This window comes from Kribbella monticola, assembly GCF_003261635.1.
GTDB lineage: Bacteria > Actinomycetota > Actinomycetes > Propionibacteriales > Kribbellaceae > Kribbella > Kribbella monticola.
The window spans coordinates 96,338-115,732 of record NZ_QFXK01000010.1 but is presented as its reverse complement, the minus strand read 5'-3'; the positions used below and the strand labels follow the sequence as shown (position 1 = coordinate 115,732).

Sequence of the window (19,395 nt, the reverse complement as noted above, 5' to 3'; positions counted from 1 at the left end):
GACGAAAAGATGACCACCCGATGACGGAACCGTAGAACGGCCCCGTTCAGGCGGGCGAACGCCTGTACTGGAGCCCTGGGACCGAGACGTGCGTCCTTGGGGGGCTCGTCGAAACGGCACGGCGGCGTGACCGTCAGTAGCCGAGATCATGAGCTTGAGGCAGCACGGAACCGCGGGGGCAGCGGTTCGCTCGGTGATGACTCTGAGGGGGGTCACAGATGAGTGCTGTCAGTGCGCCGGAACCGTTGGTCGGCCAAAGTTCTCCGACCGGCGGTCCGGACCAGACGATGAGGCTGTGTCACGACCTGCGGCAGTACGTCGCCGCGGGTCTGCTGTTGTCCGAGCCGAGAGCCGGGCAAGAAGCCGGGCAGACCCGGATGACCTTGATCCACCAGCAGTTCACCGCGATCGCCGAGTTGCTGGCCGCCGAGTTCGACCGCGGCCAGGGCACCGGCGCGGTCAACCTTTCGCGGCTCGCCACCGAGTGCGCGGACGTCGTCCGGCTGACCCATCGGGGCCGGATCACCGTCACCCGCTCCAAGCACGTCCTCGTCGACGGCGAGCAGGCGCTGCTGCGGCGGGCGGTCGGCAACATGCTGGACAACGCCTGCCGCGCCGCGGGCCCGAGCGGGACGGTCGTCGTCAGCGTCGGCCTGGACGCCGATGAGGCGAAGGTCGAGGTGGTCGACGACGGCGCCGGTTTCGGCGGCATCCAGTCCGGCACCGGACACGGCCTGCAGGTCGTCGCCGCGGCCGTGCGCGCCTGCCGCGGCCGGGTGGAGATCTCCAGCGGACCAGGGGTCGGTACCACGGTCCGGCTCTGCGTCCCGGCGCTACGGCATCCGGTCCGGCCGGCATGAGGCTCGCCGTTTGCGACGAGCAGGAGTTGTTCGCGTCGGTCCTCGCCACCGCGCTCGACCAGCAAGGCCACCTGACCGTACTGACCACCCATGAACCGGCGGTACTGCTGAGTTCCGCCGCCGAGGCCCGGATCGAAGTCTGTGTCCTCGACATCGTGACCGCCCGACCGTCCGCGGTCCAGGTCGCCGAGCGACTGGCCACCCTCGATCCCCGGCCGGCCGTCGTGCTGCTGACCGACGCGTGCCAGGACGGTGTCTGGGAGGCCTACCAACGAGGGCTCTTCCGAGGTGTCGTCAACAAGGCCTGCCCCTTCGCGGTGCTGACGTCGGCGATCGAACGGGTCGCGGCCGGCGAGCAGGTGTCCGAGGGCTGGCAACCGCCCGAGCGGCGACCGGACCACGGGGTGGTCGACGCCCTGACCAGCCGCGAACTCGAAGTACTGCGGCTGGTCGTACAAGGACGGTCCACCCAGCTGATGGCGGACGAGCTCGGCGTGAGCCGGCACACGATTCGCACCCACGTGCAGCAGATCCTGCGCAAGCTCGGTGTCCACGGCAGAGGCAAGATCGCCCGCGTCGCCGAGGCAGCCGGTCTGCTCGACGAGGCATCCGTACTGCGGGCCGGCTCGCCGACTGCCGAAAGGCGGTCGCGATGACGGCCGGCGCCGCGGGGGCGGTCATCCTGCTCGTCGACGACCACCGGGTGTTCGCGGAGGTCCTGCGCGAAGCACTGCTCGCACAGGACGGAATCGACCGCGTCACGCACGCGGCCTCGCTGGCGGCCGCGCGGGTGCTGCTCGCCACCGATCCACCCGATGTCGTGCTGCTCGACCTGGTGCTGGCCGACGAGTCCGGCTTCGAACTGCTCGGCGAACTGGCCCGCAGTACGAATGCCCCGGCTGCGATCGTGCTGTCGGGCAGTAGCGACCCGCGGCTGATCGTCAAGGCACTCGAGCGTGGCGCCAAGGGATGGCTGTCGAAGACCACTCGGCTGGACGCGCTGGTGACGGCGGTGTGGCAGGTGCTCGACGGCCAGATGTACCTTGCGCCGGCCACGTTGCGGCCGGTACTGACCCATCTGCTGAAGGACGCGCGGGAGCGCGAGGAGGCAGCCGGCTTCGTCGCCGGCCTGACACCCCGCGAGCTCGAAGTACTGCGCTGCCTGGTGTCCGGGATGACCAGGGCCGAGGTCGCCCAGCACCTGTTCGTGTCTATGAACACAGTGCGCACGCACGTCCAGAGTCTGCTGCGCAGCTCGGAGCAGCACTCGGCGCTGGCACTGGTCGCCTTCGCCCGGTCACACGGCGTGAAAGGTATCGACGAATCCGGCGATCTCCCGGCCGTTCACAGGGCCGAATCGTCTTATTGACGTAGGTGTTCTCACCTCCTCGTCGGGCGCGGGAGCTGTTCACAGCCCGTAGCGTCGAGGTCAAAGCAGGGGCTCTGAGGGGGGCTACGGGATGACGACCCGAATCAATGCTGTGCCGCGCGCCGTACCGGCCGAAGAGGTCGAGGTTCCATTCGCCGACTGCTACATCACCACCGCCGCACAGCAGGCCGCACTGCGCGTACTGCGGTCCGGCTGGCTGACCACCGGCCGCGAGGTGGCCGCGTTCGAGACCGAGTTCGCCGAGTACGTCGGCGCCGACCACGCGGTCGCCGTTTCTTCTTGTACACAAGGGATCGAGCTGTCGCTGCGTTCGTTCGGACTGCCCAGCGGCTCGCTCGTCCTGACCTCCACGATGACGTTCTGCGGAGCGGTCCAGGCCATCGTGCACGCCGGCCTGCAACCGGTTCTCGTCGATGTCGATGTCAGCACCGGAATGCCCACACCGGCCACGGTGCGGGACGCGGTACGGGCCTACGGGCCGCCGGCGGCGATGACTGTCGTGCACTGGGCCGGCGACCTCGCGGACGTGCCGGCGCTGGCCGAGGCGGCCGGGCTGACCTTGGACCGGATCGTCGTCGACGCGGCCCACGCGCTCGGCACGTCGGCCGGGACGACACCCATCGGGTCGCAGTGCGGGGCGACCTGTTTCAGCTTCTACGCAACGAAGAACCTACCGCTGGGCGAAGGTGGCATGGTCACCACCAACGACCCGGACCGGTCCCGATGGTTGCATCAGGCCCGTTTACACGGGATGACCGCCGACGCCTGGCGGCGCTACCTGCCCGGTGGCAGCTGGCGCTACGACGTCGGTGAGGCCGGCCTGAAGGCCAACATGACCGATCTCCAAGCAGCGATGGGACGCGCACAGCTGACCCACCTTCCGGCCTGGCAGCATCGCCGCGCCCAGATCGCGGCCCGGTACGACGCCCTGCTCACCGCGCAGCCAGGGGTCGCACTCCCCCACCGCCCTGCTCCCGGAACCGGCACGCATGCGTGGCATCTGTACCCCGTCCGGCTGGCTCCTGACCTCAACAGGGACGAGGTGATCGCCGAGCTGGCACAGCGACAGGTCGGAACCTCGGTGCATTTCATCCCGGTCCACCAGCTCACCTATTTCGCCCGGATCGCGTCAGTTCCCCCGACCGGGATGGCAGGGGCCGACACGCTGTTCGGCCAGCTGCTGTCGCTACCGATCCACCCCCGGCTGACCGACGCCCAGATCGATGCCGTCTGCGCGGCGCTGGCAGACGCGACCCACCAACGGTTCACCAGAAAGGGAGCGTCATGAGTCAGCCTGTGCTGCAACGGCGGGACCAGACGAACCTGTTGCGGACGATCGTGGTCGGTGCCGGCGAGGCCGGCCTCGCCCTGGCCCGCGACCTGCACCGGGTCAGCTCGTTCGGCCTCGAGCCGGTGGGGTTCCTGGACGACGACGCGGCCAAGCAGGGCCGGCGCTTCGGCGGACGCCGGGTGCTGGGCACGCTGGCAGACCTCGAAGAGGTCCTGGACCGCAACCGCGTCGACGTCGTCGTGGTGGCCATCCCGTCGATGCCGACCCACGAGGTGAAGCAGCTCGGTCTGCGGGCCGCGGCGCAGGGCGTCACCGTGCTGCACCTGCCGCCGTTCCTGTCCGCATTGCAGCGCCAGATCGCGGGCACCGACATGCGCGCACTCCAGGTCGGGCCGTTGATCGGCAGGCCGGAGATGCATGTGGTCAGCCGCGGCGCGGCCGAGGCCATCGCCGGCAAGCGGGTCCTGGTGACCGGCGCGGGTGGCTCGATCGGCAGCGAACTGTGCCGTCAGGTCTACGGCTTCGGACCGGCCGAGCTGGTCATGCTCGACCACGACGAGTCGAACCTGCACCGCACCCAGCTCGACCTGTGGGGCGAGGCGCTGCTGGACACCGAAAGCACCGTGGTGGCCGACATCCGCGATGTCGAGCGGATCCATCAGCTGTTCCGCGACCATCGCCCGCAGATCGTCTTCCACGCGGCGGCACTGAAACACCTGCCCGTACTGGAGCGGCATCCGTGTGAGGGCGTGAAGTCGAACGTCCGCGGCACCGAGAACCTGGTCGAGGCGGCGATCGCCTACGACGTCGAGCGGTTCGTGCTGATCTCCACCGACAAGGCTGCCAACCCGGCTTCGGTGCTAGGGGCAACCAAACGGCTCGCCGAACTCGTGCTGGAGAGCCATCACGGCTCCGACACCGGGCTGACGGCCGTCCGTTTCGGCAACGTGCTCGGCAGCCGCGGCTCGCTCCTGCACGTGGTCCGCGACCAGCTCGCCAGCGGCAGCCCGGTCACGGTCACCCACCCAGACGTGAACAGGTTCTTCATGACCATCGAGGAGGCTGTCGGGCTGGTCCTCGAAGCGGCCAGGATGGCCGACTGCTCCTCGACGTACGTGCTCGACATGGGCGAACCGGTCCGGATCGTCGACCTGGTCCGCAACTTCGCGAACCTGCTGAACATCCGCGACGTGCAGTTCCGCTACACCGGCCTGCGGCCCGGCGAGAAGCTCACCGAGGAGCTGTTCGGCCGCGAGGAGGAAGCGCTGCCGACCGATCACCCGCGGATCTCGATGACCCGGCCGCCGCACGCGATCCAGGGCTTCCGGGCCGGCCTGCGCGAGCTGTACGACGCCGCCTCGCACAACCGTCCCGACGAGGTGTTCCGCCATCTCCGCACCCTCGTTCCGGAGTACACACCGGCCCCGGGCCTGGTGTCCGCGGTCACCGCCGGCGCGCCGTACCCCGATGACTTCTGAGCCCGAGCTCCCACCCGACGACAGCGAGTAGAGATGACCACTGAAGCCAGGCCACCACTGAACGTCCGCGTCCTCGATGCGACCGTCACCAGCCCCCCGACGGTCTTCGATGACCCCAGCCTCCTGCCGGCCGATCACTCCACCGTCGCAGCGCTGCGTCACCGGGTCGAGGGCGCGGACCTGGCCGCGCCGCCGGTCGTGCTGCCCGACTTCCACCACAAGTCCAAGATGGAGCTGCCGTCCAGTGTCGCGGTCGCCACCATCGGCACGATCCGGCCCGACCTGACCAGCTCGTCGGTGAACTGCGGGATGGCCCTGATCGCCGTCGACTCCGAGGTTCCGGACGACCGGGCCGTCGACGCCTTCATGCGAGCCGTCCGGAGCCGCTACCCCTATCCCACCCAGGGCACCCGTGAGCTGTCCCGCTCGGAAGTGGTCAGGGCGGTCAGGGACGGGTCGGAGTTCAGTGTCGAGCGCTGGGGCGCACCCGCCGAGGACCTCGAGCGGATCGAGGAAGGCGGCCGGCTCGAACTGCAACGCTACGGCGGCATCGAGCGGCTGGAGTCCGAGCTGCCCGGCGTCGCCTTCCAGCTGGCCCGGTACCGCTTCGGCACCGTCGGCCCGTCGAACCACTTCGTCGAACTCCAGCGAGTGGAGGAGATTCTGGACCCGGAGCGCGCGGCGAAGCTCGGCGTGACCGAGGGCCAGTTGACGATCCAGTACCACGGCGGCGGTGGCGTCTTCACCGGTGAGATCGGCCGGCTGTTCTTCCGGCGCAAGGACTACCCGCGCCAGCTCAAGGCGGTCAACGCGGCCCTGAAACCGTGGTTCCACCTGCGCTCGGCCAGATCCTTCGCCCAGCTGAAGGCCCGGCTGAGCCTCTACTTCACCGACGGATGCGCTCCGCTCGAGCTCGCCGGCGACGAGGGCCAGCGCCTGATGCTCGCCACCGCGGCCGCGATGAACTACGGGTTCGCCTTCCGTACCGCGACGTACGCCGCGCTGCGCAAGATCGCCGCGGAGTCGTTCGGCGGCGCGATCGGGCGGCTCGTGGTCGATTCACCGCACAACAGCATCTACGAGGAGCCCGTCGGCGGCGCGACGGCGGTCGTGCACCGCCACAACTCCTGCCGCGCCTTCCCGGCCAGCATGATGACGCCGGGCACCACGTTCGCCGACACCGGTCAGGCCGTTCTCCTGCCCGGTACGCATCGCACCTCCAGCTACCTCGCGGTCGCCGGTGACAACGCCGCGACCAGCCTGTACTCCGCGTGCCACGGCGCCGGCACGGTCGTCAAGGACCTCGTCACGCGGGGCGTCTCCGACAACGACCCGCTCGGGCGCAAGACGCGCCGCTACCGCTACGACGACGTCGCTCCGACCGACGCCTACCACTTCGACGACCGCGGCGTCGATGCCGCGCTCGACGTCCTCGTCCGGAACCGGCTGGTCAAGCCGGTCGCCCGGATGCGGCCGGTCGCTGTTCTCCACTAAGCACCGTCAGACCCAGGAGGGGATCATGAACCAACGGCTCAAGTACCTGGCGGCCGGAACCGCCACGATCCTCGCCACGTCCGGGCTGGCAGTGGTCACCAGCAGTACGGCAGCCGCGGCAGGCACGGGCTACTGGGTGAACAACACAGCGGCCAACTGCAGCGACACCCTGGCAACAGCGGGCACCCAGGCTCAGCCCTTCTGCACGATCTCGCAGGGAACCAAGAAGGCGATCGTGCCGGGCGACACGGTGCACGTCGCGCCCGGTACCTATCGCGAGCAGGTAACCGTCAACGCCTCCGGCACCGCCGCGGACCCGATCACCGTGACCGGCGACGGCCCGGGCGTCGTCATCCTCGGAACGCGCGCCCTGAGCGGCGCGGCCCTCTGGACCGCGACGAGCACGACGGCGTGGAGTACGCCGTACGCGCCGCCTTCGCCGCCACGGCAGGTGTTCCTGGACGGTCAGCGTCTCGCAGCTGCGGGCTCCGCGACCACCACCACCGCGAACAGCTGGTTCTACGACGCGGCTGCCAAGCTCCTGTACGTCGATGCCGGCGGCACCAATCCGGGCGACGGCCACGCGATCGAGGCGGGCGCCCAGTCCTTCGGGGTCACCGCGAGCAGCCGCTCGAACGTTGCCATCAGCAACCTCGAGGTGATCCGGCCGAACCTGGCCGGCGTCCGGTTGCTGTCCGCGACGGCGACGACGATCGATCACGTCACCGCCTCGCAGTCCGCGAGCAACGGCATCCTGATCGACACCTCGCCCGGTGGCGGGATCACTGTCCGGGCCGCAGCGGTCGACGGTTCGCTGTCGACCGGCATCCGGATCGCCGGCTCCAGCGGCGTCACCGTGACCGGGTCGACCAGCCATCACAACGGCCTGCACGGGATCGGCCTGTCCACCTCGCCGAACAACCTGATCGTCGGCAACACCGCCTACGCCAACACGTCCGTCAACCCGGCCGCCACCTCGGCCGGTATCGACGTGAACACCAGCTCGCCGGACAACACGGTCAGCAACAACGTCACGTACCAGAACCAGGACACCGGGATCCAGGTCTACAACGGCTCGCACCGTGCCTTGGTGGTCCGCAACATCTCCTACGCCAACGGCGACCATGGGTTCGACACCCTTGCCTCCACCGGAGTTCGCTACCTCAACAACACCTCCTACGCCAACCGCCGCGACGGTATCTCCGTCGAGGGCAATGCCACCGGCGCGACCCTGGCCAACAACCTCTTGATCGACAACGGCGTCAGCGCGACGGAGTACGACCTGTACGTCGATGCCGGGTCGGTGTCCGGTTTCACCGCCGACTACGACAGCGCCTTCAACCACACGGCAGCCCCGACCACGAAGGTCGGTGGCACGATCTATCCGAAGCTGTCCGGCTACGCCGCCGCCAGTGGCCAGGAGACGCACGGCTCGTCGACCGATCCGGGCCTGGTCGCCCCCGCCTCGGGTGACTTCCGGCTGAGCGCGGGATCGACGGCCGTCGACTCGGCCACCTCGGTGCCGGCCGGCTTCCAGCCAACCGATGCCGCAGGCAACCAACTCGCCGACGACCCGATCATCGCCGACACCGGCGCGGGCAGTCCGGCGTACGCCGATCGCGGCGCGCTGGAGTTCCAGCCGGTGGCGGGTGTGACCAACTACCCGCCGCACGCCGCGCTGGTGCTGAATCCCACCGCGATGAGCACTCCGCCTTCGGTCCCGGTGACGGCGGACGCGAGCGGCTCGAGCGACAACGACTCCAACGGCATCGCGTCGTACACCTTCGACTTCGGCGACGGCACCGTCGTCGGGCCGCAGCCTGCGCCGACCGCCACCCACACGTACGCCGGTGCCGGCAGCTACGCGGTCACCGTGACCGTCACGGATGCCGCCGGCCTCACCAACTCGGCGAGCGCGCAGGAAGTCGTCAGCTCTCGTCCGATCCAGACCTACTCGGTCGAACAGACCAACCCGGCCTGCACCGACACCGGCCCCGGCACCGTCGCCGCACCCTTCTGCAGCATCGGGGCGGCCACGAGGAAGCTTCTCGCCGGTGACACCGCTCTGGTCGGGCCAGGCCAGTACCGCGAGCAGGTGACGATCACGACCAGCGGAGATCAGGCCAACCCGATCACTCTGAAAGCGACCTCACCGAGCGCAGTCATCGTCGGAACCGACGACGTCTCGGACGCGGCGGGCTGGACCGCGACCGGGACCACCGCCTGGAAGCACACCTTCACCGCCGCACCCAGCCAGGTCTTCCTCGACGGCCAGGCGTTGCCCAAGGCAACCAGTGCCACCAGCACCACACCGAACAGCTGGTACTACGACGCCGCCACCACCAGCCTGTACGTCGACACGGGTGGCACCAACCCGGCGACGGGACACACCGTCGCCGCGGGCGCGCGCAGCTTCGGCATCCTGCTCCGCCAGGTCAGCGACATCGCCGTCTCCGGGTTCGCCCTGCGTCAGCAGAACTTCAACGCCGTCGACCTGGACCGGACCCAACGCGTCACCCTCGGCAACCTCGACATCGCCCAGGCCGGTGCGCCCGGTATCACCGTCGACGCCTCCAGCAACGCGAGCCTGACCGGCATCCAGTCGGCCTTCAACCTCTCGATCGGCGTCCGGTTCTTCAACTCCACCGACAGCGAACTCCGCAACTCGGTCACCCACCACAACCAGCACCACGGCGTCAGCGTCCAGGGCAGCACCCGGGTCACCGTGGCCGGCGTCAGCAGCTACAGCAACAAGCGGCTGTCCGCCCGGCTCGCCACCGGTATCGACGTCAGCTCCTCGTCCCAGCAGACCCTCGTCGAGGCAAACCTTGCCTACGGCAACGACGACTCCGGTGTCGAGGCCTACAGCGGCTCGACCGGGACCACGATCCGCCGCAACGTGGTCTACGACAACGGCGACCACGGCATCGACACCTCGTTCGCGCCGGCCACCACGGTGCTGTCGAACACGGTGGTCCGCAACGCGACCGCCGGGATCAACTTCGAAGGCGGCTCCACCAACTCCGTCAGCCGGAACAACGTGGCGATGGACAACGCCGTCGGCAGCACCCGGACGATCGGCGACATCCGGGTGGACGAGGCGTCCAGCCCTGGTACCACCCTCGATCGCGACCTGGTCTTCCAGACATCGGCCACCGGGAATCTGTTCGAGTGGGCGTCGACGGGCTACACGACGATCGCTGCCTACCGGACCGCGAGTGGCCAGGAGCCGGCCGGCACCGCCGCCGACCCGCGCTTCGCCGACCTCACCGGCCGCGACCTGCACCTCACCAGCCGGTCCCCCGCCATCGACGCGGCCGACACCGCTGTGACCGGCTGGACCGCGACCAACCGCGACGGTACGGCGCCCGTCGACCACCCGGCGATCGCGAACACCGGCGTCGGACCGATCCTCTTCGCCGACCGCGGTGCCTTCGAGTACGTCGGTCCGGCGGCCAGTGCGACCGTCACACCCGCGACCGGGTTCGCTCCTGTGGACGTGACCGTCAACGGGTCGGCCAGTGCGGCTCTCGGCGCGCCGATCACGACGTACCGGATCGTCTGTGGCAACGGGACGGTGCTGACCACCGCGAGCGGCATCTGCCAGTACGTCGCGGCCGGCACCTTCACTCCGACGCTCACGGTGACGGACTCGTCCGGTCTCAGCGACACCTGGACCAGCGCGCCGATCGTGGTCAAGCCCAACGGCCTGCCGACAGCGCGAATCACCGCGACGCCAAGCCAGGCCTACCGGCCGCAGGCGGTCGTCCTGAACGCCGGCGCCTCTTCCGACGCCGACGGCAGGCCATTGGTCAGCTACACGTTCGACTGCGGCAACGGCCAGACCTCGGCCGCCCTGACGACCTCGTCGTACACGTGCAGCTACCCGAACGCGGGCAGCTTCACCGCACGGGTGACGGTGCGCGACACGGCCGGCGCGACGAGTACGGCGACGACGGCGGTCAAGATCCTGGCCGACGTCGCACCGACCGCGGACCTCAGGCTGAACAAGTCCTCGGTCAAGTTGAAGCAGTCCGTCACCGCCGACGCGTCCGGCTCGACCAGCGTCGACAAGTCGCCCATCGCGACCTACCAGTTCAGCTGCGGCAACGGATCGGTCCTGCCGGTCCAGACCACGCCGACCGCCACCTGCAGCTACACCTCGATCGGGTTGTTCGTCGTCAAGGTGACGGTGACCGACACGGTCGGGTTGTCCAGCTCCGCCACCAAGACAGTGCTGGTGCTGCTGTGAGGCACACCAACGGACGAAGGGCACAACGATGACCATCGAAGAGATGTTCCGTCGGATCGTGCGGGCCCACCTGGGGATCATCCTGGTGTGTGTGCTGCTGCCGGTCGCCGCGGCATTCGCGCTCCAGTCGAGCAAGCCGCCCACCGCGCTGGCCTCGATCCGGCTCCAGGTCGTCTCGGGCGCACCGCGTTCGGCGACCGAGGCGGAAGGGATCAGCAGCCGGGTGCTCGCGCTGGCGACGACGCCCGGCCTGCTGGAGGCGTCGCTGAAGAAGGCCGGCGCGCAACGCGATCTCGCCGACTTCGCCGCCACCCACGTCGCGGCGCAGCGCCTCGGTGAGTCGTCGATCGTCGAACTGAGCGTCACCGACCGCGACCCGATCGCGGCCGGACAGATCGTCGCCGCGCTGGCCGAGCGGGTCGCGCTGTTCATGAACAGCGGCGACCGTTCCGCGTTCAACGCCGCGATGTCCAAGCTGGACAAGCAGGTCGACGACGCCACCGCGCACCGGAACAAGCTGACCCAGCAACTCGCCGGTATCGCCGACATCAACGCGCGGGCCAATCTGCAGACGCAGATCCAGTCGGCTGACCAGTTGCTGTCCCAGCTCACCACCCAACGCGCCTCGCTGACGATCGCCGACGCCACCCGCGACCTCGTCGTACCGGTCGGCGACAAGCCGGACATCACCCAGGTGCGGTCGTCGATGCTGCCCCAGGCGGCGCTGGCGTTGCTGCTCGGCCTGATCCTCGGCCTGACCGCGGCGGCGGTGCTGGAGACGATCCGGCCACGGGTAGCCAGCGTCCGCGCACTGGCTCATCTGCTCGAGGCACCTGTGCTCGGCAAGTCGTCCGAGGAGATCACCTCGCTGCGCAACACGATGGCTCTGGCCGCCCGCCGGCAAGGCGTCGACGCGGTCGTCCTGATGGGCGCGGACGACTCCGACGCCGACACGGTCAGCCACCTGCTGTTCGCACTGGCGAGCTTCGCCTCCGCTCCCCATCGGGCGAAGAGCACGACGCCCGGCGGAGCCGAGGACGCCGCGGAATCCACACTGCTCGGGCTCGATGCTCCGTTCGCCGATGTCCGGTTCACCGGATTGTCGGCAGTCACACCGCAGGACGAGATGACGGCCGGTGTGGTGGTCGTGTCCGGCGGCAGCCTGCTCCTGCGCCGGCTCGACGACCTCGACGACGTTCTCAAGGCCGTCCGCTGGCCGGTGCTAGGCATCGTCAACGGTCCCGCCAAGCGTCGCTTCGGCGGGCTGCTGTGACCGCCGAACCGATCACCCGCACGCTCCTGCACACCGCCGGCCAACGGGTCGCCGTCGAAGAGTCCGCGGTCGCCACGGTTCTCGCGGCAACGGGCGGCGCCGAGCGCGGCTGCGACGACGTGGCCAACCTCGTTCTCTCGCTGGAGCGATCCAAGCAGCGGTTCGCTACCTCGGGCTGTGAACCGGTCACCCGCGGCGTGTGGGCGACGGGCCGGCACGAGGCGATCATCGCGAGCGCGGGCGGTTCTGGATTCAGCCAGCTCTGGTCGATCGACGAGGACGGGCTCCGGGTCATCAGCCGCTGGACGCCGTCGGTCAAAGAGGCGGCCGCGGCACGGCTGCTTCCGGCCAGGCATCACGCGCTGACCGGGCAGGTGCTCGTGCACTACCCCGCGCTCTGGCTGGCCATGCAGCAAGGCCTCGCACCGCTGCACGTTTCGGTCGTCCGGATCGACGGGGTTGCTGTGCTGCTGGCCGGTCCGGGCGGTGTCGGCAAGTCCAGCCTGGTCGCCCGGGAACTGGCAGCAGGCGGCCGCGCCACCTGCGACAACCTCGCTGTCTCCGACGGCACCATCGCTTATGGGCTGGCCGAACCGATCCGGCTGCCGGCCGAGCTGACCGAGGCGGGCGGCCGCAAGACCTACCACGGCCGCCGCGAGCAGGGCTGGGAAACGCGGCTGCGATCGCTGCGGCCGGACCTGATCGTGGTCCTGCGCCGCGGGCTCCAACCGGATCCCCGGTTGCGGGTCGTCAGCGAGTCCCAGGCCGCCCGGGCCATCGTCGCGGGCACCTATGCCGCCGGTGAACTGCGCCGGTTCTGGCCGACCGCCGCAGCCCTCGCGATGGCGACCGGTTGCGGACCCGCCCACCCACCGGTCGAGCAGGTCGCCGCCACCCTCGCCTCCCGGCTGCCTTGTCTGGAACTCCAACTGGGTCAGCAGCCCGGAGCCCGCCTGGCCGAGCTCCTGCACCCGTACCTCGATGCTGTCCGCACCAAAAGCGTGTCCTGATGACGGCACGGATCGAGGTCGCCCAGATCGTCACCCGCTTCATCGCCGGAGCCGGTGGAGTCGCCCTGCGCGGCGTGCTGCCGCTGGACCCGGCCCGGTACGCCGTCACGATCGTCACCGGTCAGGGCGGTCCCTTGACCGAGCGGGCCCAGGCCGCCGGCTTCCACGTCGTGATCGAACCGTCCCTGGTCGCACCCCTTTCGCCGCGCGACGACCGGACCGCGCTGCGCCGTCTCACCAGGCTCTGCGAGACCGATGGGTACGACGTGGTGCACACCCACAGCGCCAAGGCCGGAGCACTGGGGCGCCTCGCGGCACACCGTGCCGGGGTTCCACTGATCGTCCACACCTACCACGGCTTTCCCTTCCATGAGTTCCAGAACCCGGTACGCAAGGCGGCGTACATCGCCATCGAGCGCAGGCTGGCCGCGATCACCGATGCGGTCCTCGCGATCGGCAGTGGTGTTGCGACGGAGGCGCTGCGCCGAGGGCTCGCCAAGCCGTCGACCCTGCGAACGATCGCGCCGGTCGTCGAGGCGATCACTGTGCCGAAGACCACCGAGACTCGTGCTGCCGCGCGGGCCGCACTGGGCCTTGATGACGTCACTCCGGTGGTCGGCACGGTCGGGCGGATCGACTACCAGAAGGCACCGGAGCACCTGATCGCGGCAATCGCCAAACTGCAGCATCGCGACGTGATGGCCGTCTGGATCGGCTCCGGGCCAGGTCTCGCGCGAGCGCGGGAACTTGTCGGCCAGCAAGGGCTCCTGGATCGTTTCGTGTTCGCCGGCGAGCGATCCGACGTCGCTGGTCTGCTGCCCGCCTTCGACGTGTTCGCGATGGCCAGCAGGTACGAAGGGCTTCCCTGTGCCGTGGTCGAAGCGATGCGCTGCGGAGTGCCCGTGGTGGCGACCGCCGTGAACTCCGTGCCCGACCTGGTCATCCCGGGTGAGAGCGGAGTACTCGTCCCGCCGGGCCGGCCGGAGCTGCTCGCCGACGCCATCGACGGCGTACTGGATGATCCGTGTACCGCGGAGCGGATGGTCCAGCAGGGCCGGCTGCTGGCGGGAGCGACGTTCGATGCCGAGCGGCTGGCCGCAGTACTCGACCAGGTCTACTCCGGCGGGCTGACAGCAGGTCTGGTGGCGCGGTGAGCCTCGCGAAGCCGGCCGGCCGGTCCCCGCTCGTCACGTCACCCTGGATGACGCTGTGCCCACTCGGCACCGTCGAGATCGACGTCCGGAGCGGCGACGTCGTCCTGGCCGCGCTCGAGCCGGACCGGCCGGTGGTGCTGGTCGACCAGCGCCCGTTCAGCCGCCGCCGGTTGCGCCGGCTGGCGCGGCGGCTGGCGCTGGAGATCGAGCACGAGTTCATCGTGCTGCCGACCCTGCGCCGGCCGATCGTCCTCGTCGACGACACCGAGCCGTCGGTCCGGCATTTCTGGACCACGATCGCCACCGTCCCGCCGGGACTGGCGTTCAGCGTTCTGCCGGCGTCGGCACTGATCGGTCTGGCCCGGCGGCTGCCGTGGAGCTGGACCGGGGCGGCCGCACCCGGCCGCGCTCTCTTGGGGAGACGACCATGACCGAAGCACCTCGCCCGATCAACCCCCGGCCACGGTCGGTGCACGAAGTCCTGTTCGCACCGGACACCCGGGGCATCCTGATCGCTGCCTCGCGCGATCCCGACGCCAAGCTGACCTTCATCGTCACCCCGGCACCGACCGCCTATCCCGGCCGGCCGGCCGGCGCGATCGCGGTCAAGATTCCGGCCACCGCGGCCGCCGCGGCGGCGATCCGGCACGAGACCGAGATGCTGTTCGACCTGCGCGATGCCGACCTCGGCGGTCTGGCCGGCATGGTTCCGCAGTACCTCGAGACGCTGGACAGCGACGGCCTGCCGGTGCTGGTGTCGACTGCCTTGCGGGGCAGGCCGATGAGCGTGACATATCACCACTGGCTGCACACCGCGCGGCCTCGCTCCGTCGCTGCGGACTTCGCCCTGGCCGGTGGCTGGCTGCGCCGGTTCCAGCGGGCGACCTCGGGTGAGGGGAGCCGGATCCACTGGGCCGAAGAGGTCGCCGACCAACTGCGCGACCGCTGGGCCGGCCATCAACAACTCGAAGCCGCTCTGCTCAGGCTGGCCTCGGCCGACCGCCTGTTGAGAGCCGAACGGGTGTTCCGCTCGATGGTTCACGGCGACTACTGGTTCGGCAATCTGCTGGTACGCGACGGCGTGATCACCGGTGTCGTGGATTGGGAGTGCGGTGCTCGCAGCGGCTGGCCCCTGCGAGACCTGGTCCGGTTCGCGGTCAGCTATTGCCTCTACCTGGACCGCCACACCCGCCCCGGACGCCGGGTCCTGCGGCACCGGGGACTGCGGCGTACCGGCTTCGGCGCGGGGATCAGCTACGGACTGCTCGGGGACGGCTGGCTGCCCGAGCTGGTCCGCTCCTACCTTCGCGAAGGACTCGCCACTCTCGGTCTGCCCACCGAGCTCTGGTACGCCGCGGCGCTGACCGGCCTCGGTGAAGTGGCCGCGCTGGCGAACGACGACGAGTTCGGCAGCAACCATCTCGAGCTGCTCGCTGGTCTGCCGTCGTCGGCGCCGGGCCAGCAGGAACCAGAGGTGAGTTAGATGACCGTCACCGCTTCGCCCCGAGCTTCCGGCCGGATCGGCCGCACCGGCCGGCCGCGCGGCGACGTACTCGCCACGATGATGGGCCTGACCGTCTGCCTGCTGCCGTTCCTGGTCCCGGCCGGACCTGGCAACAGCGCTCTGGCCGACGTCGGTATGACGTTGTGCATCGGGCTCGCCCTGCTCTGGTCGGTTCGCGAGCAGATGCCGGTCAAGGTGCCCTATCTGCTGGGGACAGCGGGGTTGCTGCTCGGCGGCGCATTCGCGGCCTACGTCGCGCAGGCGCCTGTCGGTGTCGGCCTCGTACTGGCCCAGGACGTGCTGCTGCTGGCCTGGGGTGCGGCACTGGCTTTGGGTCGCCACAACCCGGCGATCGTGTCGGCCGTGACGCGCGCCTGGTGCCGGACCGCGCCCGTGTACTCCGGCGTGATGGCCGTGGCCTACCTGCTCGGCATCAACGCGCTCAGCGGGGTCTCGGCCAAGGACGGCGTTCGCGCGTCCTACACCTTCGGCGATCCGAACCTGGCCGGCAACTACCTGGTCGTGTCCTTGTTCGTGATGGCGGCGTGCAAATGCCCGCGAGCCCGTGGCGTACGGCGAATCGCCTACGTCCTCGTCCTGGCAGCCATCGGCTTCACCGGATCGAACGGCGCCATGCTCACCCTGCTGGTCGGACTCGTGCTCGCAGGCACCGTGTCCAGATACCGGCGCAGTGGCGCAGTCGCCGGCCTCAGCGCACTCGCCGTGTCGATGCTGCTGGCCGGAGTGGTGTTCACGTTCGTCATGCCGCGGGTCGACCTGGGTCAGATCCGCGAGGCGGCAGCCGGCAGCGTCCCACTGCTCCGCGATTCCTTCGGCCGTAGTGCCAGCTCCACCGGTGAACGCGCCACGATCGTGCACGAGGGAACCCAGCTGTACTTGCACGGGGACGTCACCGGGTACGGCCCGTCCCGGACGAAGGCCGCGCTGGCCGCGCACCAGGCGCCCTACGTGAAGGAGGCGCACAACGACTACCTCGCGACACTGCTCGAACGTGGCCTGATCGGTGCGCTCGGGCTGCTGGCGCTCGGCCTGGCCATCGGTGTCCGGTGCTTCCGGCTGGTGGTCGGCACCTTGCCGGATTCCTATGCCGCGCTGGTGCCTAGACCCTGGCTGCTCGCCGTCATCGGGCCGATCATGGCGACAGCGGCGGGATTCTACGAGGTACTGCACTTCCGGCATCTATGGACCTGGCTCGGTCTGGTCGCCGCGCTGGTACTCGTCCTGCAGGACCAGCAGAAGAAGCGGGTCCCATGAGCCGCCCGCTGCGTTTGCCCCTCAGCGGCGAGGTGTTCCGGACCGTTGTGGCGAACACGTCTGCCCGGGCCCTGGCGATCACCGGGCTCACGCTGGCGACCGTGCTCGTCGCGCGCACCGGCGGCCCTTCGGCTGTTGGTGAATACGCGTTGCTGCGGATGTTGCCCGGTCTGGTCGGGGTGCTCTGTGTCCTGGGGCTTCCAGGAGCACTTGCCTACTTCCTCGCAGTACCCCGTCGGGACCTGCCGCGACTGTGGCCGACTCTGATTGCCATCGGCTTCGGCGGAGCCTTGCTGGGCACCGTGGCATGGCTGGCGGCTTCACCCGCGATCGCGCACGTGTTCTTCCCACAGGAGTCCACGCTGATGATCGCGGCGGCCGGCCTGACAGTGCCCACGCAACTGGTACTCACCGTGGGGAAGACGACCCTGCAAGGGCTCGAAGACCGCCGCGGCGGCGATGTGGTCATCGCAGCCGAAGAGCTGGCCTTCCTGCCCTGCTACCTGTTGCCGCTGGTGACCGGGATTCACGGTGTCGCGGCGATCGTGATCGGTCTCGGGCTCGCCGACCTGGTCGTCGCGGTCGAGGCGTGGCGCCGGGTGAGCCGTTTGCTCGGCTGGCGGCGGTTCGGACTGGCGGCCGGCGGCCAGGGCTGGTTCGGCCGGCCCGATCGCGCGCTCGGCGGCCGGATCGCGTCTTACGGCTTGCGGGGGCAGGTCGGCGGGCTCATCACGTTGCTCAATCTCCGGCTGGACTTCGCGATTCTCGGGGCGATGGCCGGCCCGGCCGTACTGGGCAGCTACGCCGTCGCCTCGAAGTACGCCGAACTGCTCAGGCTGCCCGGCAACGCGTTGACCTGGGTGTTCTATCCCCGTCTTGCGAAACTCGGGCAGCGCGAGGCGGCCGCGTCCGCGCGGCGGATGATCCGGCCCACCTTGATCGGGATCCTGCTGGCGGCGATCCCGGTCGCGCTGCTGACGTCGCCGGTGATGCGGCTCCTGTACGGCGCGTCCTTCGGGCCGGCCGTGACGCCGGCACGAGTCCTGCTCGCCGGCATGCTGCTCGCGGGAGCGTCCGGGGTCGCGAGCGCCTACCTGTACGGGCGGGGAACGCCCGGGCTCAACTCGCTCGTCCTCGGCTTCGGCCTTCTGGTCACCGTTGTCCTCGATGTGCTTCTGATTCCCTCGCACGGTGCGCTGGGCGCAGCCATCGCCTCCACGGCTGCCTACCTGTCCACCGACGCCCTCCTGATCGGCGTCCTGCTCCGGCTGAGCGCCGCGTCAAGGACAGGCCACGCCAGCGCAGTACAGGTGACCGAGGTGTCGGCATGAAACTCGCCGTCCTGGCACTGCCTGTGCTCATCTTCGTCGCCGGGTGCTCCGGCGGGCCACCGGACGCCCATCCCACCAGCGCATCGTCCGGCATGACCAGCACCGCCTTGCCGCCGCGGCCGACCGGCGGACCGACCGGCGTGTCCTTGCCGTCCACGGCACCCGGACCCAACTTCACTTCAGACCGCTACGTCGAGCTCGCGAACGCGCTGCACAAGCGTGGTGTCGACATCTGGTGGGAGACCGACCTGGTGGCCCGCTGGCTGGAGGGGCCGGCCTCGTTCGACCAGGCCATCGACCGGCTCGGCGCGCTGGGGAAGGTGCCGGGGGTGGTCGGGTTCAAGGTGTCCGACGAGATCGGGTACCACGACGGCCTGCAGACCGTGGCGGAGGCGGCACAGTTCCTGCGGACGGCCAAGACGCGGCTCGCACAGGTTGCCCCAGGCAAGCAGTTGCTGGTGGACGCGATCGTGCCGGAGCTCGGTTGCCTGCCGTGGCGCGGGGGCAACCAGCAGGGCTGCGCACAACGCGTCCGGCTGAAGTATCCGGCGGCCACCGCGGCGGCCGTCGAGGGCTACCTACGGGCGAAGCTGATCGACCGGCTCGACCTCAGCACCGGTCTGCTCGAGGACGCGACCTATGCCAAATGGGGCCTGACCAAGCGGGAGGCCCAGGTGGATGTGTGGAACCGGGTGAAAGCCCAAGGGTGGCCGCAGCTGACGATCCTCCAGGCCCGCAAGGCACTCGCCGAACCGGACGGCTACCAAGGCGACCCGGGACAGGCGAACGACGACGCGGTCACCTACATCGACGTACCGGTCGCGGCCGGAGCGCGTGCGGTCGACATCTGGACCTGGCGCCAGGTGTACCAGGGCAACGTCGTGAGCCTGCTCGGGCCGGGCCTGTCCGGGAACCCGCTGTGGACCGAACTGCTCCGCCGGCGCGCTGACGGCCGGCAACTCATCACCCATATGACGCCGTCCCAGATGCCGGCCGACAGCGCCGGCTTCGGTCGCGAGTGCGACCTGGCCGCGGCCGCCTTCAGTGCGGTCTTCGTTGCCGCCGGCACCGGTTGAGGAAGAG

Annotated in this window: 15 protein-coding genes; all 15 read left to right on the top strand. The window is 69.7% G+C overall.

Annotated features, from left to right (window positions below):
- The first annotated feature begins 218 nt into the window (after positions 1-218).
- The 15 genes from DIZ26_RS06590 (at position 219) to DIZ26_RS06520 (ending at position 19,388) form a co-directional block, all read left to right on the top strand.
- Positions 219-860, top strand: coding sequence for a sensor histidine kinase (locus DIZ26_RS06590; RefSeq protein WP_112238795.1), 642 nt, complete (start codon positions 219-221; stop codon positions 858-860).
- Positions 857-1,516: a response regulator transcription factor gene (locus DIZ26_RS06585; protein WP_112238794.1), complete on the top strand. Its 660-nt coding sequence runs from the start codon at positions 857-859 to the stop codon at positions 1,514-1,516. Before DIZ26_RS06590 ends, DIZ26_RS06585 begins: the two co-directional genes overlap by 4 nt.
- On the top strand, positions 1,513-2,229 hold the full coding sequence (locus DIZ26_RS06580; protein ID WP_112238793.1) for a response regulator transcription factor: 717 nt from the start codon (positions 1,513-1,515) through the stop codon (positions 2,227-2,229). Before DIZ26_RS06585 ends, DIZ26_RS06580 begins: the two co-directional genes overlap by 4 nt.
- A gap of 91 nt (positions 2,230-2,320) precedes the next feature.
- Positions 2,321-3,538 carry a DegT/DnrJ/EryC1/StrS family aminotransferase gene (locus tag DIZ26_RS06575; protein WP_112238792.1) on the top strand — a complete coding sequence of 406 codons (1,218 nt, stop codon included), beginning with the start codon at positions 2,321-2,323 and terminating at the stop codon, positions 3,536-3,538.
- On the top strand, positions 3,535-5,019 hold the full coding sequence (locus DIZ26_RS06570; RefSeq protein ID WP_232828169.1) for a polysaccharide biosynthesis protein: 1,485 nt from the start codon (positions 3,535-3,537) through the stop codon (positions 5,017-5,019). Before DIZ26_RS06575 ends, DIZ26_RS06570 begins: the two co-directional genes overlap by 4 nt.
- A gap of 33 nt (positions 5,020-5,052) precedes the next feature.
- Positions 5,053-6,513, top strand: a complete 1,461-nt coding sequence (locus DIZ26_RS06565) for an RtcB family protein (protein WP_112238790.1) — start codon at positions 5,053-5,055, stop codon at positions 6,511-6,513.
- Between the two features lie 25 nt (positions 6,514-6,538).
- Entirely contained in the window at positions 6,539-10,765 is a 4,227-nt protein-coding gene (locus tag DIZ26_RS06560) for a right-handed parallel beta-helix repeat-containing protein (protein WP_198675946.1), read from the top strand.
- Positions 10,766-10,793: 28 nt separating this feature from the next.
- Complete coding sequence (locus DIZ26_RS06555; protein WP_112238788.1) at positions 10,794-12,038, top strand: GumC domain-containing protein; 1,245 nt, start codon at positions 10,794-10,796, stop codon at positions 12,036-12,038.
- Positions 12,035-13,048 carry a hypothetical protein gene (locus tag DIZ26_RS06550; protein ID WP_112238787.1) on the top strand — a complete coding sequence of 338 codons (1,014 nt, stop codon included), beginning with the start codon at positions 12,035-12,037 and terminating at the stop codon, positions 13,046-13,048. Before DIZ26_RS06555 ends, DIZ26_RS06550 begins: the two co-directional genes overlap by 4 nt.
- Complete coding sequence (locus DIZ26_RS06545; protein WP_112238786.1) at positions 13,048-14,202, top strand: glycosyltransferase; 1,155 nt, start codon at positions 13,048-13,050, stop codon at positions 14,200-14,202. Before DIZ26_RS06550 ends, DIZ26_RS06545 begins: the two co-directional genes overlap by 1 nt.
- The gene (locus DIZ26_RS06540) at positions 14,199-14,633 is read left to right on the top strand and encodes a hypothetical protein (protein ID WP_112238785.1); all 435 of its coding nucleotides are present in this window, start codon (positions 14,199-14,201) and stop codon (positions 14,631-14,633) included. Before DIZ26_RS06545 ends, DIZ26_RS06540 begins: the two co-directional genes overlap by 4 nt.
- Entirely contained in the window at positions 14,630-15,685 is a 1,056-nt protein-coding gene (locus DIZ26_RS06535) for an aminoglycoside phosphotransferase family protein (RefSeq protein ID WP_112238784.1), read from the top strand. The genes DIZ26_RS06540 and DIZ26_RS06535 overlap by 4 nt, the downstream gene beginning before the upstream one ends.
- Positions 15,686-16,981, top strand: coding sequence for an O-antigen ligase family protein (locus DIZ26_RS06530; protein ID WP_112238783.1), 1,296 nt, complete (start codon positions 15,686-15,688; stop codon positions 16,979-16,981).
- Entirely contained in the window at positions 16,978-18,312 is a 1,335-nt protein-coding gene (locus tag DIZ26_RS06525; protein ID WP_198675945.1) for an oligosaccharide flippase family protein, read from the top strand. Before DIZ26_RS06530 ends, DIZ26_RS06525 begins: the two co-directional genes overlap by 4 nt.
- Positions 18,309-19,388: a hypothetical protein gene (locus tag DIZ26_RS06520; protein ID WP_112238781.1), complete on the top strand. Its 1,080-nt coding sequence runs from the start codon at positions 18,309-18,311 to the stop codon at positions 19,386-19,388. The genes DIZ26_RS06525 and DIZ26_RS06520 overlap by 4 nt, the downstream gene beginning before the upstream one ends.
- Positions 19,389-19,395: the final 7 nt, after the last annotated feature.

Excerpts from the sequence above, each read along its gene's own strand:
- DIZ26_RS06545 (WP_112238786.1), top strand. The coding sequence starts at position 13,048 with ATGACGGCACGGATCGAGGTCGCCCAGATCGTCACCCGCTTCATCGCC.
- DIZ26_RS06520 (WP_112238781.1), top strand. The coding sequence starts at position 18,309 with ATGAAACTCGCCGTCCTGGCACTGCCTGTGCTCATCTTCGTCGCCGGG.
- DIZ26_RS06525 (WP_198675945.1), top strand. The coding sequence starts at position 16,978 with ATGAGCCGCCCGCTGCGTTTGCCCCTCAGCGGCGAGGTGTTCCGGACC.
- DIZ26_RS06535 (WP_112238784.1), top strand. The coding sequence starts at position 14,630 with ATGACCGAAGCACCTCGCCCGATCAACCCCCGGCCACGGTCGGTGCAC.
- DIZ26_RS06570 (WP_232828169.1), top strand. The coding sequence starts at position 3,535 with ATGAGTCAGCCTGTGCTGCAACGGCGGGACCAGACGAACCTGTTGCGG.
- DIZ26_RS06585 (WP_112238794.1), top strand. The coding sequence starts at position 857 with ATGAGGCTCGCCGTTTGCGACGAGCAGGAGTTGTTCGCGTCGGTCCTC.
- DIZ26_RS06555 (WP_112238788.1), top strand. The coding sequence starts at position 10,794 with ATGACCATCGAAGAGATGTTCCGTCGGATCGTGCGGGCCCACCTGGGG.
- DIZ26_RS06565 (WP_112238790.1), top strand. The coding sequence starts at position 5,053 with ATGACCACTGAAGCCAGGCCACCACTGAACGTCCGCGTCCTCGATGCG.
- DIZ26_RS06590 (WP_112238795.1), top strand. The coding sequence starts at position 219 with ATGAGTGCTGTCAGTGCGCCGGAACCGTTGGTCGGCCAAAGTTCTCCG.
- DIZ26_RS06530 (WP_112238783.1), top strand. The coding sequence starts at position 15,686 with ATGACCGTCACCGCTTCGCCCCGAGCTTCCGGCCGGATCGGCCGCACC.
- DIZ26_RS06560 (WP_198675946.1), top strand. The coding sequence starts at position 6,539 with ATGAACCAACGGCTCAAGTACCTGGCGGCCGGAACCGCCACGATCCTC.
- DIZ26_RS06580 (WP_112238793.1), top strand. The coding sequence starts at position 1,513 with ATGACGGCCGGCGCCGCGGGGGCGGTCATCCTGCTCGTCGACGACCAC.
- DIZ26_RS06575 (WP_112238792.1), top strand. The coding sequence starts at position 2,321 with ATGACGACCCGAATCAATGCTGTGCCGCGCGCCGTACCGGCCGAAGAG.